The organism is Buchnera aphidicola (Brachycaudus tragopogonis) (genome assembly GCF_964059175.1).
Taxonomy (GTDB): domain Bacteria; phylum Pseudomonadota; class Gammaproteobacteria; order Enterobacterales; family Enterobacteriaceae; genus Buchnera; species Buchnera aphidicola_BM.
In genome coordinates this window covers 73,190-88,693 of record NZ_OZ060418.1, presented here as the reverse complement: position 1 = coordinate 88,693, position 15,504 = coordinate 73,190, and the positions used below count along the sequence as shown (strand labels likewise).

17 protein-coding genes and 3 tRNA genes are annotated in these 15,504 nt (G+C 23.3%); 5 read left to right on the top strand and 15 right to left on the bottom strand.

Annotation, left to right across the window (positions count from 1 at the left end; all coding sequences use genetic code 11):
* The first annotated feature begins 49 nt into the window (after positions 1 to 49).
* Positions 50 to 286 carry a 50S ribosomal protein L28 gene (gene rpmB / locus AB4W64_RS00445; RefSeq protein ID WP_367678097.1) on the top strand — a complete coding sequence of 79 codons (237 nt, stop codon included), beginning with the start codon at positions 50 to 52 and terminating at the stop codon, positions 284 to 286.
* A gap of 3 nt (positions 287 to 289) precedes the next feature.
* A complete protein-coding gene (rpmG, locus tag AB4W64_RS00440) occupies positions 290 to 457 on the top strand; it encodes a 50S ribosomal protein L33 (protein WP_158359001.1) in 168 nt (55 codons plus the stop codon).
* An 87-nt stretch (positions 458 to 544) separates the two neighbouring features.
* Here rpmG and fliR read toward each other — a convergent pair whose 3' ends face one another.
* The 12 genes from fliR to fliF all read right to left on the bottom strand — a co-directional run bounded on the left by fliR (position 545) and on the right by fliF (position 10,507).
* Positions 545 to 1,315, bottom strand: coding sequence for a flagellar biosynthetic protein FliR (fliR, locus tag AB4W64_RS00435; protein ID WP_367678096.1), 771 nt, complete (start codon positions 1,313 to 1,315; stop codon positions 545 to 547).
* On the bottom strand, positions 1,315 to 1,584 hold the full coding sequence (fliQ, locus tag AB4W64_RS00430) for a flagellar biosynthesis protein FliQ (protein ID WP_367678095.1): 270 nt from the start codon (positions 1,582 to 1,584) through the stop codon (positions 1,315 to 1,317). Before fliQ ends, fliR begins: the two co-directional genes overlap by 1 nt.
* A gap of 66 nt (positions 1,585 to 1,650) precedes the next feature.
* On the bottom strand, positions 1,651 to 2,385 hold the full coding sequence (gene fliP, locus AB4W64_RS00425) for a flagellar type III secretion system pore protein FliP (RefSeq protein ID WP_367678094.1): 735 nt from the start codon (positions 2,383 to 2,385) through the stop codon (positions 1,651 to 1,653).
* Positions 2,386 to 2,406: 21 nt separating this feature from the next.
* Positions 2,407 to 2,790: a flagellar biosynthetic protein FliO gene (gene fliO, locus AB4W64_RS00420; RefSeq protein WP_367678093.1), complete on the bottom strand. Its 384-nt coding sequence runs from the start codon at positions 2,788 to 2,790 to the stop codon at positions 2,407 to 2,409.
* 11 nt (positions 2,791 to 2,801) lie between these two features.
* Positions 2,802 to 4,106: a flagellar motor switch protein FliN gene (gene fliN, locus AB4W64_RS00415; RefSeq protein WP_367678092.1), complete on the bottom strand. Its 1,305-nt coding sequence runs from the start codon at positions 4,104 to 4,106 to the stop codon at positions 2,802 to 2,804.
* Positions 4,107 to 4,214: 108 nt separating this feature from the next.
* Complete coding sequence (locus AB4W64_RS00410; protein ID WP_367678091.1) at positions 4,215 to 4,745, bottom strand: flagellar hook-length control protein FliK; 531 nt, start codon at positions 4,743 to 4,745, stop codon at positions 4,215 to 4,217.
* Between the two features lie 311 nt (positions 4,746 to 5,056).
* The gene (locus AB4W64_RS00405) at positions 5,057 to 5,365 is read right to left on the bottom strand and encodes a hypothetical protein (protein WP_367678090.1); all 309 of its coding nucleotides are present in this window, start codon (positions 5,363 to 5,365) and stop codon (positions 5,057 to 5,059) included.
* 8 nt (positions 5,366 to 5,373) lie between these two features.
* A complete protein-coding gene (locus tag AB4W64_RS00400) occupies positions 5,374 to 5,817 on the bottom strand; it encodes a flagellar export protein FliJ (RefSeq protein WP_367678089.1) in 444 nt (147 codons plus the stop codon).
* A 29-nt stretch (positions 5,818 to 5,846) separates the two neighbouring features.
* Positions 5,847 to 7,250: a FliI/YscN family ATPase gene (locus AB4W64_RS00395; RefSeq protein ID WP_367678088.1), complete on the bottom strand. Its 1,404-nt coding sequence runs from the start codon at positions 7,248 to 7,250 to the stop codon at positions 5,847 to 5,849.
* Positions 7,208 to 7,864 (bottom strand): flagellar assembly protein FliH, encoded by a 657-nt coding sequence (locus AB4W64_RS00390; protein ID WP_367678087.1) that lies wholly within the window; start codon positions 7,862 to 7,864, stop codon positions 7,208 to 7,210. Before AB4W64_RS00390 ends, AB4W64_RS00395 begins: the two co-directional genes overlap by 43 nt.
* On the bottom strand, positions 7,857 to 8,852 hold the full coding sequence (fliG, locus tag AB4W64_RS00385; protein WP_367678086.1) for a flagellar motor switch protein FliG: 996 nt from the start codon (positions 8,850 to 8,852) through the stop codon (positions 7,857 to 7,859). The genes AB4W64_RS00390 and fliG overlap by 8 nt, the downstream gene beginning before the upstream one ends.
* Positions 8,849 to 10,507, bottom strand: a complete 1,659-nt coding sequence (fliF, locus tag AB4W64_RS00380; protein ID WP_367678085.1) for a flagellar basal-body MS-ring/collar protein FliF — start codon at positions 10,505 to 10,507, stop codon at positions 8,849 to 8,851. The genes fliG and fliF overlap by 4 nt, the downstream gene beginning before the upstream one ends.
* A 234-nt stretch (positions 10,508 to 10,741) precedes the next feature.
* Here fliF and fliE point away from each other — a divergent pair, with 234 nt between their 5' ends.
* Positions 10,742 to 11,053: a flagellar hook-basal body complex protein FliE gene (fliE, locus tag AB4W64_RS00375; protein WP_367678084.1), complete on the top strand. Its 312-nt coding sequence runs from the start codon at positions 10,742 to 10,744 to the stop codon at positions 11,051 to 11,053.
* A gap of 128 nt (positions 11,054 to 11,181) precedes the next feature.
* On the opposite strand, the gene AB4W64_RS00370 is transcribed toward fliE, so the two are convergent.
* Positions 11,182 to 11,254: transfer RNA gene (locus AB4W64_RS00370), tRNA-Ala, on the bottom strand.
* Positions 11,255 to 11,460: 206 nt separating this feature from the next.
* A complete protein-coding gene (gltX, locus tag AB4W64_RS00365; RefSeq protein WP_367678083.1) occupies positions 11,461 to 12,876 on the bottom strand; it encodes a glutamate--tRNA ligase in 1,416 nt (471 codons plus the stop codon).
* Positions 12,877 to 13,082: 206 nt separating this feature from the next.
* Here gltX and AB4W64_RS00360 point away from each other — a divergent pair.
* Together AB4W64_RS00360 and AB4W64_RS00355 are read left to right on the top strand one after the other, a co-directional pair.
* Positions 13,083 to 13,158 (top strand) — tRNA-Val (locus AB4W64_RS00360).
* 20 nt (positions 13,159 to 13,178) lie between these two features.
* A tRNA-Lys gene (locus tag AB4W64_RS00355) sits at positions 13,179 to 13,251 on the top strand.
* Between the two features lie 13 nt (positions 13,252 to 13,264).
* On the opposite strand, the gene ligA is transcribed toward AB4W64_RS00355, so the two are convergent.
* Positions 13,265 to 15,277, bottom strand: coding sequence for an NAD-dependent DNA ligase LigA (gene ligA, locus AB4W64_RS00350; protein WP_367678082.1), 2,013 nt, complete (start codon positions 15,275 to 15,277; stop codon positions 13,265 to 13,267).
* Positions 15,278 to 15,504 lie beyond the last annotated feature (227 nt).

Genomic DNA, 15,504 nt, shown 5'->3' with positions numbered 1-15,504 from the left:
ATTCATCAATTAAAACCTGTTAATTTTTTAATTTAAAAGAGACAATATTATGTCACGTATATGCCAAGTTACTGGTAAAAAAAGAATGATTGGTAATAATCGATCTCATGCTATGAATGCAACTAAAAGACAATTTTTAACAAACATTCAATATCATCGATTTTGGATTTCTGATGAAAAACGATTTATTAAATTACGTATTTCAGCTAATGGAATGCGTTATATTAATAAACATGGTATTGAAAAAATAATAAAAAAAATAAAATACAAAAAAAATAAAGGTTAATGTATGGCTAAAAAAAATCGTGAGAAAATAAAAATGATTTCATCTGCAGGAACAGGTCATTATTATACTACAACTAAAAATAAAAGAAATACACCAGATAAATTACAATTTAAAAAATATGATCCTGTAATTAGAAAACATGTTTTATACAATGAAGGAAAAATAAAATAAAAATTATTATTTTTTTAAAATTTTTTATCCATCAAATTAAAGTATAATTTTTTTCAAAATTATACTTTATTGAAAAAAACTTTGTATCTATTCAAAAATATGAGACATAAAAAATGTTAATTCATTTAATAATTTTTCAAAAAAAGGAAACATGATAGATATCAAAGAATATAATACCCACATTCCTATTAACAAATTAAGTGGAAAACCAATAGAAAAAATAGATATTTGAGGTGACAAACGATTTAATAAACTCATAATAAATCCAATGGCCAATAAAATAATTATTACTGGTAAAATAAATAAAATACTATTTAAAAAAATATGACTAGAAAAATTTAACAAATCAAAAAAAATATTTGTATTTATAAAATAGTCATCAATAGGAACACTATAAAAACTATCAATTAATATAGAAATTAAATACAGATGAGTGTTTAAAACTAAGAAAAAAAATAGAAAAAAAATATTTAACAAACGAGATATTATCGAAATACCAATATGATTGTTATTATTAAAAAAAGTTGCAAATGATAAACCCATCTGTAATCCTATGATTTCTCCAGATAAATTTACTGTGGCAAATAATAATTGTGCAGTAAAACCTAACACAACTCCAATCAATATTTGCTGAAATAATAGTAAGAATCCAATATAAGAAAATAAAGTAGCATGGACTTCAGGTAAAAAAGGAGAGATTAAGGAACTTATTATACCAGATAATACTATTTTACTTTTTTTATTTATTAATTTATCGTTAAAAATAGGTGCTACAGAAAAAAAAGATAAAATTCGCACCATGGGCCAAAAAAAATTACTAATTAACGTTATTAATTGAACACTACTAAACGTTAACATTATTTAATAATCAATGGTATATTGTTAAATAAATTATGCATATAATCTAGCATAACACCTAACATCCAAGGCCCAAGTATTGCCATTACACCTAAAACAGAAATAATTTTAGGAATGAAAGAGAGTGTTTGTTCATTAACTTGTGTTGCAGCTTGTAATACACTAATAATTAAGCCGCTAATTAAAGCAGCTAAAAGTAATGGTGATGCAAGCATTAATGTAACTTTCATGGCATTATGAAATAATTCCATTACATATTCAGCAGTCATAAACATCTCCTATTTTTAATAGTTAATTTAAAATTATTTATAATATAAAAAATATTTATGAAAACATTATGCATGAAAACTTTGAGCTAATGAAGTGATTAATAATTGCCATCCATCTACTAATACAAATAGCATTAATTTAAAAGGCAAAGAAATTGTTGAAGGTGGCACCATCATCATACCAAGAGCCATCAATACACTAGCTACAACTAAATCAATAATTAAAAAAGGTATAAAAATAGTAAATCCAATTTGAAAAGCAGTTTTTAATTCACTAGTAACAAATGCAGGTAGCAAAATTCGCATCGGTATATCATTCTTATTTTCATAAGAAGAAATATGCGCTAATTTTGAAAACAATTCCAAATCAGGTATACGTGTTTGATTTAACATAAATTTTTTTAGAGGACCAGAACCTTTTATAATAGCATCTTCCATATTTATTTTTTCTTCGCTAAAAGGTACATAAGCATCTTGATAAATTTTATCAAAGGTGGGAGACATAATAAAAAAAGTTAAAAATAACGCCAAACCAAGTAATATTTGATTTGGAGGAGCATAAGGAGTACCTAAAGCATTGCGTAATAAACCAAAAACAATAATAATTCTTGTAAAACTAGTCATCATTAAAAGAAAAGCTGGAAGAAAAGTTAATGATGTCAAAAAAACTAACGTCTGAACTGAAACAGACCAAGTTTGTCCTCCGTCTTCTAAAAGACGACTAGTCAATGCAGGAATATCTGCCCGTACTGTTGGACAAAATAACAATAAAACTAAAAATGGAATAATTCGATAAAACATTGTTTTTTCCAGGAAATTTTATCAAGTTTTTTTAAAGAAAAATTTAAAATATTTTTTTTTTAAACAAATATCATCTTTTTGATTTTCTATGTTCTCTTTCAAAGTTGATGATAGTGTGTATAAATAAGTAATATTTTTTGCCGTTACACCTAATACTAATTTGACTTGTTCAACTTCTATTAGCACAACATATTCATGTGATCCGACAGATAGTCTGTCTATTACTTTCATAGAAGAAAGCATATTATTAAATTTAAAAAAAGAAATTTTTCTTAAAATCCAACTTAAAACTAATATTAGTAATATTATTTGGGATAGTGAACTGATTATTTGAAAAAATTTTTCATTATTAAATATAGATTGAAAAGTACTAAACATTGTTTGAAAAGATGCATTGTTTTTCATAACATTTACATTTAAGATGTAACATTAATAGTTTTTAAAGAATTTTTTATGTTCGTAATACGAAGACCATATTTTTTATCTAAGACTACAATTTCACCAGAAGCAATTAAAAAACCATTTATAAATACGTCTAATGATTCTGTTGTTAATTTATCTAAAATTAACATACTTCCTTTTGAAAATTTAAGAAAATCTTTAATTTTTATTCTTGTTTTTCCTAATTCAACAGTAATATTAACTACTGTATCAAGTAAAATATTTTTATTATCTATATTTTTTTGAGATAAAGAATTTACATCAACATTTTTATGTTTAGTTATTTTTTCTTTCGAATCAATTAATTGTTCATTATCAGAATTTTTTTCTATATTACTCATAAGAGTATTTTCCTTATCTTGAGTAGACTCTATATTAATAAATTCTTCTATAAAAATAATAGATTGTGCATTAAATCTTTTGTATTTGCCAAAAAATATAGATTTATTTTCTATGCATCCTATAATTTTATCAGGTTTTTGAATTGATAAAACATCTCCTACTGATAAATTGCGCAATTCTTTATAAGAGATAGAAAGATCTATGATCTTAGATATAATCTCTAATTCAACATTATATAGATTTTTAAAAGAAAAACTATTTAAAACATTTATTCCTATATCTAACTCTTGATTATTGTGAATTGAAATTAATTTTTTTCTACTTAAATTTTTTATTATTGATATCGGTACTAAAATACTAAAAAAAATTTTTTTGTTATTAACTTTAAAATAAAAAGAGCTAATAACAAATAATTCACTGGAATTAAAATCTACTTTCTTTAAATCAATAAGAACTTTAATTTTAATAAATTTTATCTCAAGAGAAAAAAAATTTTTATAAATTTTAGAAAGACATTCTATGATTAATGTAGTGATTTTTTTATTAATCCATAATTCAGTAGATGTCATGTCTATTGCTTGATTTTTTTTATCTTGAATGTCACCATTACCTCCAAATAAAAGATCTATTATAACAGAGAAAAAACTAGAAGAAAAAGTTATAAAAGATTGATTTTTATAGGGAAATATTTCTATTAAGTTAATACATCTAAAATTTTTTATATTACTATTATTATCAAGTTCGATTTTTGTATTATGAAAAATTACATTAATATCTTTTTTTAAAAAAATAGAAAAATCTGTTATAATTTGTTTTATAAAACAATCATTAATATCTTCTAATATTTTAATTTCATCTTTTTCAAAAAGATTGTTTATTTTTTTTTCTCTATAAAAAAATTTTTTAAGATCATTATGTAAATTATTACTTTTCCCCATTTATATACCCCAGAGGTAAAAAGTGACTAGAAAATAAAATTAAAAATTTGATTTGTGATTTATATAAAATATAGTTTTACATCTTTTTAAGATGCATTACATGTTTAATTAAACATATACATCAATTTCTTGACGTTTTATTAATCCTGTACTCTTTTTATATATGTTTAATATTTCTTGTAATTTATATGAATTCACAAATTTTTCATTAAAATTTTTTTTAGAATCTTTCATTCTAATATTTTTTAAAGAACTATAAATATTTACCTTTCTTAACGAAATACCACTTTTATTTAATGAATCACGTAAAAAAGGGACACAATTGTTTAAAAATATTCTAACTTCATTATTGTTAGAAATAAAACTCAAGATTGCTTGATCATCTTTCATTTTAATTTTAATATATATCGAACCTAAGTTTTCTGGTTGTAAATATATTTTAGCTTGATTCTCTTTATTGGAAATAGATAAAAGTATCTTCTGACTGATAGATTTCTTCCATTCTATAGAATTTTTTGAATCAATAAAAAAAAATGGATCTACATTTTTTTTTAGCAATTCTTTTTTATTAAAATCTTTTAAAACATGTGTATTACGTATACTATAATCTATTTTATTTATATTTTTTGATAAAAACAAAATCTCTTTGCTATTTTTTACATTAATCGAGTTAAAATTTTTCTCATTGTTTATGTTTTTGATATCGCCATTATTTGTATTGTAAAAATTTATTTTTTTATCATCATATTGATGCTTTAATTTTATTAAATGTAAATTATTTAATATATTTTCTTGACTTAGAAGATTTTTACCTAATTTATTAGATAATACTCTTGCAGATAATGTTTGAAATTGATTTTTGTTTTTATTTTTTTTTATTTTATAATTTTTTATATTCTTTATATTTTTTAAAAAATAAAAATTATCTAATAAAACATTTTTTTTATGTGTTATTTTTTTTTTTTTATATTATTTTTAACATTTTTTAAATGATTTTCATGTAAGTCCTTATCTGTTTTATTTAAAATATTTAATAGACTATTCATCATTAAATTATTACATATAATATTTTTGTCATCTTTTTTTTTATATTCGGTAGAAACATTTTCAAATTCTATTATTTGATTAAGTACGTTTTTCTGTAATTCATCAAATATAGATTTAGATCTATATGCTTCGTTAATAATATTAAAAGTATTATTTTTATTATTAGAAAGAATATTTTTTTGTAATACTGTGTTGCAAATTATTTCTAACATTATAATGCTCATCCTTTTTTTAAAAACTTTAATTGAACATAATTATCATTAATGGTTTGCTCTTCTGTTTTTTTGAATTTCAATATTTGTTTTTTATTAATAACACTTAAAGATTGCCAAAATTTTAATTTCTTTTGACTTTCAGACCATATTTTTAATTTTTCTTTAATTAATTCTTTATTTTTTTGAATCATATTTCTATTATCTTTAATAATTACACTTAATATAGAAATAAAATTATTATAATTTTTCCACTGATATACACCAATTCCTGATAATAATCTGTTATTTATTTGTTTTATATATTCTTTTTCATATTTTATTAATAATTTTAACTGTTTATTATTATCTTCTTGCTTTAAAGACATGTTTTTAATATTAATTATTTCTTTTTCTATTTTTTTTATTTCTATTTCTTCTAAAATAGACAACGAAATTTTTTTATATTTCATTAAGGTAATAGACCTAAGTATTTTAAATATTAAGAAAATATTTTCTTTAACTCTTGACAAGAAGTAGAATAGTTACTTTTTTCTGATACTTCTTGCTGCAAAAACCTCTCTAAATTTGACCAAATTTTAATAGCATGATCTAAAATGACATCAGTGCCAACAATATAAGCACCAACATTTATTAAATCTCGATTTTTTTGATAAGAAGACACTAATTTTTTGAAATAACAAGATTGTTTATAATGTTCAGAATCAACGATATCTGGCATTACACGACTAATAGAAGATCCGATATCAATTGCAGGGTAATGACCTAAATCAGCATAATAACGAGATAAGATAATATGTCCATCTAATATTGAACGTGCTAAATATGAAACTGGATCTTGATCATCTCCATCTTCACCTTCAGTTAAAACTGTATAAAAAGCAGTAATTGATCCTTTTTTAGTATTACCTACACGTTCTATTAAATTTGGAATTTTTGAAAATATTGAAGATGGATAACCTTTTGACACTGGTAATTCTTCTAAAGACAAAGAAACTTCTCGTTGTGCCATAGCATAACGGGTCAAAGAATCCATAATAAGTAAAACATGCTTGTTTTTATCACAAAAGTATTCTGCAATACTAGTTGCATAAGATGCAGCTTGTATTCTTATCATAGGAGATACATCCGCAGGAGCAGCGACTATTACTGATCGTACTAATCCTTTTTCACCTAATACATTTTCTATAAAATCTTTTACTTCTCGTCCTCTTTCTCCAATCAATGCAATAACGATTACATCCGCTTCAGTGTATTTTGCTATCATGCCAAGTAAAATACTTTTACCAATACCAGAACTAGAAAAAATACCTATTCTTTGTCCTTGACCAATAGTTAAAAGTCCATTAATAGCACGTATTCCAGTATCTAAAACTTTAGTAATTGGCTTTCTACTTAATGGATTAATATTATCATAATTTTTTATAGTATAACATTTATCATCTAATGGAGGTAATCCATCTAATGGCCGCCCTCTTCCATCTACTACTCTTCCTAACAATTCTATTCCTAGTGGAATTTTTTTTATAAAATAATTCATATTGCTACTTGTTTTTAAAAAAACATAAGCACCTGGAAGAACACCTTGGATCTCTTCTAAAGATAATAATAATGTTTTTGTTCCTGAAAAACCGATAACTTCAGCATTAATATTGAAATTTTTTCCATCTATTGTTCTTTCAATAATACATTGTGAACCAATGGGAATATTCAATCCAATAACTTCTAAAACCAAACCATTAACACTAATAAGACGACCATAAATAATAAAATTAGGAAGTTTATTAATTCTTTTTTCAAAAGAAGCAAGCTTTTTTAACAATTGAGTAAATCTTACATTCATTAATATTCCTCTGAATAAAGAAGACGATGCAATTCTTGCCATCTCGCATCCACTGTGGCATCTATATCAGTGCTTTCTGATTTAATTTTAAAGCTATTTACATCTATGCTATCATCACATACTAATTGCCATTTATAAGTTTTCAAAAAATCTTCAAAGGTTTCTTCTATTAAAACTTTATTATTAGAGTGAATAACAAGACACGGTTTTTTCAAAAAAATACCATTTTGATTAATAATGTTTTTTATAGAATTAAGTAAAATTGATTTATCACAATCAATTTTATTTCCAATTACATAGGATGAAACTATTAATACTGTTTTTAATAAACGAGAATACAGTTTTTTTTCAAATGCAGAAAAAGATTTTTCAAAATCTAAAAGTAAAATATTTAATTTATTTTTTAAAAAAATATTTTCTTCTACTCCTGATAACAATCCTTTTTCAAAACCTATTTTATATTCTTGTGTTTTTGTTATATCTATTTGTGACGAATTATGTTTTTTTCTTTTTTCATTGTTGGTATCTATAAAAAAATCTTTTCGAGTAAATTTATCTGAACAATATAAAAATTTTTTTTTATATTTTTCGTTTTTTAAAAGTATTTTTTTTGGATACCATCGCGTCCATTTTTTTTCTAATATCAAATCAGGCATAATACTCTCGTAAATTTTTTAATGAAAAATATCCTTTATCTATAATACTTTTAATCATTATTAAAATTAATTTTTGTTCATTTTTTATAGCAATATCAGAAATATAAGATTTTTTTTCTAGAATTAAAGATAACTTATTTGATTCAGTTTCAGACATGTTTTTAAAAAATTTTTCTCTAATAGAAGAACTGGTATTCTGAAGTGCAATATATAATTTTTCTTTTTCAATATTTTCAATAACAATTCTAATATGATTATTATCTAAATCTAGTATATTTTCAAACGAAAACATTTCATTGATAATATTATTAGATAATTCTTTATTAAACATACTAATTTTTTTAATTGTTTCTTTTTCATCTTTAATTTTCATAGAATTTAAAATTCTAGCAGCAGTTTTTATACCTCCTTTTTCTGATAAAAGTAATTTTTTATTTTTTAATAAATTTTCAATAACTTTAGTTAATTCAACTAAACTAGATTCTTCAATTCCATGAAATTCTGTAATTTTTAATATAATTTCAGCACGTTTTTGATTACTAAGAAACGAGAGAACTTTAGCAGAATGATTTCTATCCAGATATATAAGAATCGTTGTAATAATTTGAGAGTGTTCTTGATCTAATAGAAAAGCAAGCTTTTCAGGATTCATATAATTAAGAGCTTTAATACATATTTTAGCATTACGAAGGTCTAATGCTTCTTGTAATAAAGAATTACCTTTTTTTTCTCCTAACGCTTTATTAAGCATATCTACAAGGTAATTATCACTATTATTAAAATTAAAGGGATTGTTTTTTATCGCAAGATTATAACATTCGTGTAGAGTTTCATTTAATTTTTCTGTTGAAACTCTTTTTATATTCACCATAGAAGTAAGAATTTCTTGCACTTCAAAAGGAGTTAAATTTTTTAATATCTCTCCTGCTTGATCAGCCCCTATTGACATTAATAATAGTGCACTTTTTTCAGTACCATTTAAAATCATATTTTATCACTCATCCATTTACGAATAATCAACGCTATAGTACGTGGATTCTGATTAGATATATTACAAATTTGATGAATCAATTTATCTGTATTTAAATTATTTTTCATATCTTCTTGTTCAGCAATATTTTTTTCTATATTCTCACACTTTTCTATATGTTTTTTTTCGTTTTGAATTCTATTTTGAGTAATATTATTACTTGAAGAAGGACAAATATATCTTTTTAATAAGTAGAAAAGCAATAAAAAAGCAAGAATCCATGGTGCAATGTTAAATACAAAATGTGAGAATTCAAATGAATTTAAATTATTTAATTGAACAGGAATTTTTTTATGATATTTAGCAAATGATGCATTAACAATATGAATACTATCTCCTCGAGCTTTAGAATATCCTATTGTTTCACGTATTAAATGTTCAATATTTTTTATTTTTTCCGTAGTAAAAGGAAGGTCTTTCCCATTTTTATCTTTAACAAAGTTAATTAAAACTGCCGCTGATAATCTTTTTATTTCTCCTATATTCATCTTTACATGAGATACACTATGATTTAATTCATAATTTACTGTATTATCACGATTAATATTAGAATTTAAAGAATCGTAAACATTATTTAGTTTTTTATTGTTTTTTAGAATATTAAATTGGTTTAATGAACTATTATTTTTGTTTTTTTGAATCTGGTTATTTAAGGTATTATTAGATAAAGATGCAGGTATATCCTTATTGTTTATTTGATCATGAATACTATTTTGATAAGATCGTATTGCTTGATGTTTATTATTAGTATTTGGTGAATACTTTTCTTGTGTTTCTTCGTGATCATTAAAATCTATCTGAGCAGTGACTTGAGCATAAACATTACCAATCCCAACTAATGGCTCTAAAATACTCTTGATTCTGTTTCGATAGCGAGATTCAATATCTTCAGAATATTTAAATTGTAGGTTATTAACCTGTTGATAACGTGAAAAAGGTTGATTTAAAAGCTGTCCTGATTGATCGACGATAGTAATACTTTCAACTGAAAGATTAGACACACTGCTTGAAATTAAGTGTAATATTGCATTAATTTGATCTGTATTTAACACTCTTCCATTTTGTAGCTCTAAAATAACTGAAGCTGATGGTTTTTTATTTTCTTGTAAGAATAATGATGGCTTAGAAAATGCTAGATGTATTCTAGCGCTTTTTACAATATTAATACGTTGTATAGTTCGAGCTAATTCTCCTTCTAAAGCACGTTGATAATTTATTTGTTCATTAAATTGACTAATACCAAATTTTTCTTTATCTAATAATTCAAAACCAACTCCTCCACCTCTTGGAAGATTTTTTTCTGCTAAACGTAAACGAATATCATAAACTTTATTTTTTGGAACAGATATTTCGCCTGAAGAATCAGTAAATTGATAAGGAATTTTCATTTGATTTAAATGATTTATGATAGCTCCGCCATCTTCATCAGATAAATGATTATATAAAATTTGATACTCAGGAGATTTAATCCATATTGAAACAGAAACAGCAGTAATTACTGCAGCTGTTAATAAAATAATTAAAACACGAGAATTTTTTAAAAAACGAGATAAAAAATTATTAAATTTTTTTTTCTCTTCTACAACTGAATCTTCTATAGCACCGAAATTCATGAAATCTTCCTATCTGATAGTTAGTTCTAACTACAATTTAGTGATAATTAAATAATTTCACTAATAGTATGAAATAAAAAAATTTCCTGTTAAATTATTTTCAATTAAATTATTATTAATAATATTTTATTAATAAATTATTTTTTAATAAAATATTTATCTTAATTTATTTTATATTAAGATATAATAATCTTTTTAAATGTAAAAAACAAAAATTATTTATAGAGAAAAATTATGCTAATTAATAATATTAATCATCAAAATTTTTATACCAAAATTAATTTTTTAAATAAAAATTTAAATACCTCAAAAAACATAGAATCTAATAATTTTATCGACTATATAAAAACAGCATTGGGAGAAATAAGTAACGTTCAAAATCATGCAACAAAAGATGCTGAAAAATTTATGTTAAATCAATCAGGAATATCTTTAAATGATGTAATGATAAACTTGCAAAAGTCCTCTCTTTCTATGCAAATGGCAATTCAAGTAAGAAATAAAATTGTATCAGCTTATCAAGAAATAATGAGTCAACAAGTTTGATTTATTAATAATGTGCTGAATCTTGTTCAGCACATCTTGCTTACTAAATATTTTTTTATATTTAAAAAAAAATATTCTATATTATTTTAATTTTATTAGTTAAATATTTGATATTAAAAAAAATTTTATGGAGCTAAGCGGAATTGAACCGCTGACATCTTGCATGCCATGCAAGTGCTCTACCAACTGAGCTATAGCCCCAAAATATTACAATATAAAAACAGGTGAATTCTGTCAATTTATTTTTTCATAAAATAATTTTTATAAAAAAAATTTATTTAAATTTATTCGAGATATATTTTTATTATAAAAACCTAATTTTTATCTTATTAAAGATAAGATGTGTCAAATTTTTTATAAATAAATTTAAAGTTTATTTTTTTTTTAAAATCATACTTCACTATTTATTACTTTTTTATGGATGTAGCATTTATATAATTAATTGCCTTTTTTATTCTTAATAAAGTTTTTTCGCGCCCAACTAAAATAATTACAGAACTTATACTAGGTGAAAATACATTACCTGTAATAGCAACTCTTAAAAGCATATTAATTTCTTTTATTTTTATTTGCATACTTACAGATAAATTATTCATTACTCCAGATATCGTTTTTTCATCCCAAACAATTAATTTTTTTATTTTTTGATATATCTTTTTTAAGACAAAACAATTTTGTATTGTAAAATGTTTTTTTGCTGCTTCTTTATTAAAATCTTTAAATTCTTGATAAAAATAACGACAAGATTCTGTTATTTCTTTTAATGTATGATAACGATTTCTTAATAATTTTAATAATGATTCCAAATTAGGACCATTATTTATAAGAATATTTTTTTCTAACATATACTTTTTTAAAATACAAGAGATATGAGTTATAGACAAATTGTTAATGTAATATTTGTTTAACCATAAAAGCTTTTTTGTACTAAAAATACTAGAAGATTTACTCACAGATTTTAAATTAAACAGTTCTTGCATTTCTAATATGCTAAAAATCTCTTTATCACCACAAGACCAACCTAATCGGACTACGTGATTTAATATTGCTTCAGGCAAGAATCCCTGCTTATAATACTCAATAATACTTAAAGCATTTTTTCTTTTAGAAATTTTATGTTTGTCTTCATCTAAAATCATTGATAAATGAGCATAAATGGGTATTTTAACTCCTAAAGACTTCATAATATTGATTTGACGAGGTGTATTATTAATATGATCTTCTCCACGAATAACATGAGTAATTTGCATATCTAAGTCATCGATTACTACACAAAAATTATAAGTAGGCATACCATTAGAACGTTGAATAACAAGATCATCTAATTCTTGATTATTAAAAATAATATCACCTCTAACTATATCGTTAAAAATAACTTTTCCAGTGCGAGGATTTTTAAATCGTATTACATAATCTTGATTCAATATATCTTTATGCTTTAAATTTCTACAAATTCCAGGATAACGTGGTTTTAGACCTTTTTGTATTAGATCAATTCGTATTTTTTCTAATTGTGTAGATGAACAAAAACACTTATATGCATCTCCTTTATCTAACATTATATTAATAACTTCTCTATATCGATCTAATCGTTTACTTTGAAAATAAGGTCCTTCATCCCAATCTAAGCCTAACCATTTTAATCCATGAAAAATAGAGTTAAGAGAAACTTCCTGAGAACGTTTAAGATCTGTATCCTCTATACGAAGCACAAACTTTCCATTATTATGCCTTGCAAATAACCAAGAATATAAAGCAGTTCGAATACTTCCAATATGTAAATTTCCAGTGGGACTAGGAGCAAAACGAGTTTTTATTTTCATATATCCCTTAAATAGTTTTAATTGAATAGTCCTAATGTATAAAAATAAATATTATTAAAATATTTAATATATAAATTTTAAAGAAAAGAAAATATAGACTATAATTTAATCACTATGATTAAATTTACAACAAACAAATATTATTTCTTAAAAAAAGGTTGACTCTATTATTCCTATCTTTACAATAAGATTATAAAACTTTTTTAGGGTGATTAGCTCAGTTGGTAGAGCTCCTCCTTTACACGGAGGAAGTCGGCGGTTCAAGTCCGTCATCACCCACCAAAAAAAATAAATAACAAATAGGGTCGTTAGCTCAGTTGGTAGAGCAGTTGACTTTTAATCAATTGGTCGCAGGTTCAAATCCTGCACGACCCAAAAGACGTTATTTTTATTTGATCAAAGATTTTAATTCCTCTTCATTAATCATCTTAATTTTTAATAATTTAGCTTTAAAAAATTTAGAACCAAATTTTTTACCAAAAATTAAAAAATCCGTTTTTTGAGAAATATTATTTAAAATAATAGCACCTAAACTAATTAAAGTAGTTCTTAATTTCGTTCTTGAAAAAGACTCAAAAGTACCTGTTAAAACAATTTTTTTTCCATAAAAATATGTTATTTTTTTGTCAATAGACATTTCTTGAGTACTCCAAGAAATTCCTATTTTTTCTACTAAATTTAAAACCATATTATAATTAGAATTCGTAGAAAAATAGTTTAATATATTATGTGCAATAATCTTTCCAATTCCATCCACATTATTTAAATCTGTAACATCAGCATTCATTAATTTATCTATTGTCATAAAATAATTTGCAATTTTTTCTGAAACAACTTCACCAACATTAGATATTCCTAATGCGTATATAAAACGTTTAAAAGTAGTTTTTTTACATTTCTTAATAGAACTAACGATTTCTATACTTTTTTTATATCCTATTGTTTTAAATTTGATTAAATCAATAGATTTAAGATAAAAAAAATCTATCGGATTATTAACAAATTTTTTTATTACTAATTCATTAATTATTTTCGGACCTAGACCTTTTACATTTAAAGATTTTTTTGAAAAAAAATGATATAAAGATTTCTTTTTCTGAGCATCACATATCAATCCAGCATGACAACGTATTACTCTTTCTTCTTTATTTTCTAATAAATTCGTATTACAAACAGGACAAAAAACAGGAAAAATAATTTTTTTTGCATGTTCTGAACGTCTCATTTTAACAACACTTAATACTTTTGGTATAACATCTCCAGATCTGCAAATCACAATGAAATCATCGATATGTAAATTTAATCGTTCTATTTCATTTTTATTATGTAATGAAGCCTTTTTAATTTTAACACCAGATATATAAACTGGTTCAAAACATGCTACTGGAGTAATGACACCTGTTCTGCCAACTTGAAATATAACATTATTTAATCTTGTCACTCTTTCTAAAGAAAAAAACTTAAATGCTATCGCCCACCTTGGTGATTTTGTGTTGCAACCTAATTTATTTTGTAGTTCTATTGAATTAACTTTGACAACAATTCCATCTATATCAAAATTAAGAAGATGTCTTTTTTGTTCGAATTTCTTATAAAAATCTAATACTTCTTTATAATTTAAACAATTTTTTATTTCTTGATTAACTGGTAACCCCCAAGTTGCACACTGCATTAATTGCTCATAATGAGTGGTAAATTTTTTTGTTTCTGAAAAAAAACAACAACTATAACAAAAAAACATTAATTTTCTTTCAGCTGTTATTTTTGGATCAATATGTCGCAATGCACCTGCAGCTGCATTTCGAGGATTAGAAAAATATTTATTTTTTTTAATTGTAGATGTCTGATTTAATTCTAAAAAATCAGATTTTAACATAAATACTTCGCCTCGAATCTCTAATCTTTTAGGTATATTTAATCCTGTTAATTTTAAAGGAATGGATTTAATCGTTTTAGCGTTTAAAGTAATGTTTTCTCCTTGAAAACCATCACCACGAGTTGCTGCTCGTATAAATTTTCCATCCTCATAAATGATACTAATAGCTATACCGTCTATTTTTAGTTCACAACAAAAAGAATTTTCAACATTCACATGAAAAAATTTTTTAATTCTTCTTTCAAAATCTAAATAACCTTTTAAATCAAATGTGTTATCTAAAGATAACATAGGATAAAAATGTGTTATTTTTTTAAATTTATTCGATAAATTTGATCCTATTTTTTGAGTAGGTGAATCAGAGGTAATAAATTCTTTATTATTTAACTCTAAATTATACAATTTATGAAGTAAATAATCGTATTCTGCATCAGAAACTATTGGCTGATCTAATTTATGATAAAAATATTCATATTTTAGAATTTGTTTTCGTAGTATATCAATTTTGTTTTTAATAGATGTCATAAATTTATTGCATAATAAAAATGAATATTGTTAATTTTACAAATTAATAATATTAATATTTCAAAATATTTTTTATTATATAATTTTTACCTATAATAAAAATATTTATTTGCAAAATATAAAAGATAGATTTTTTTAAAATTAATAAAAGAAGTATAATAAAAAATAATATTATAAAACAATTTTTTATAAAAAATAGAATAGCATTCTATTACATATGCTAAAAC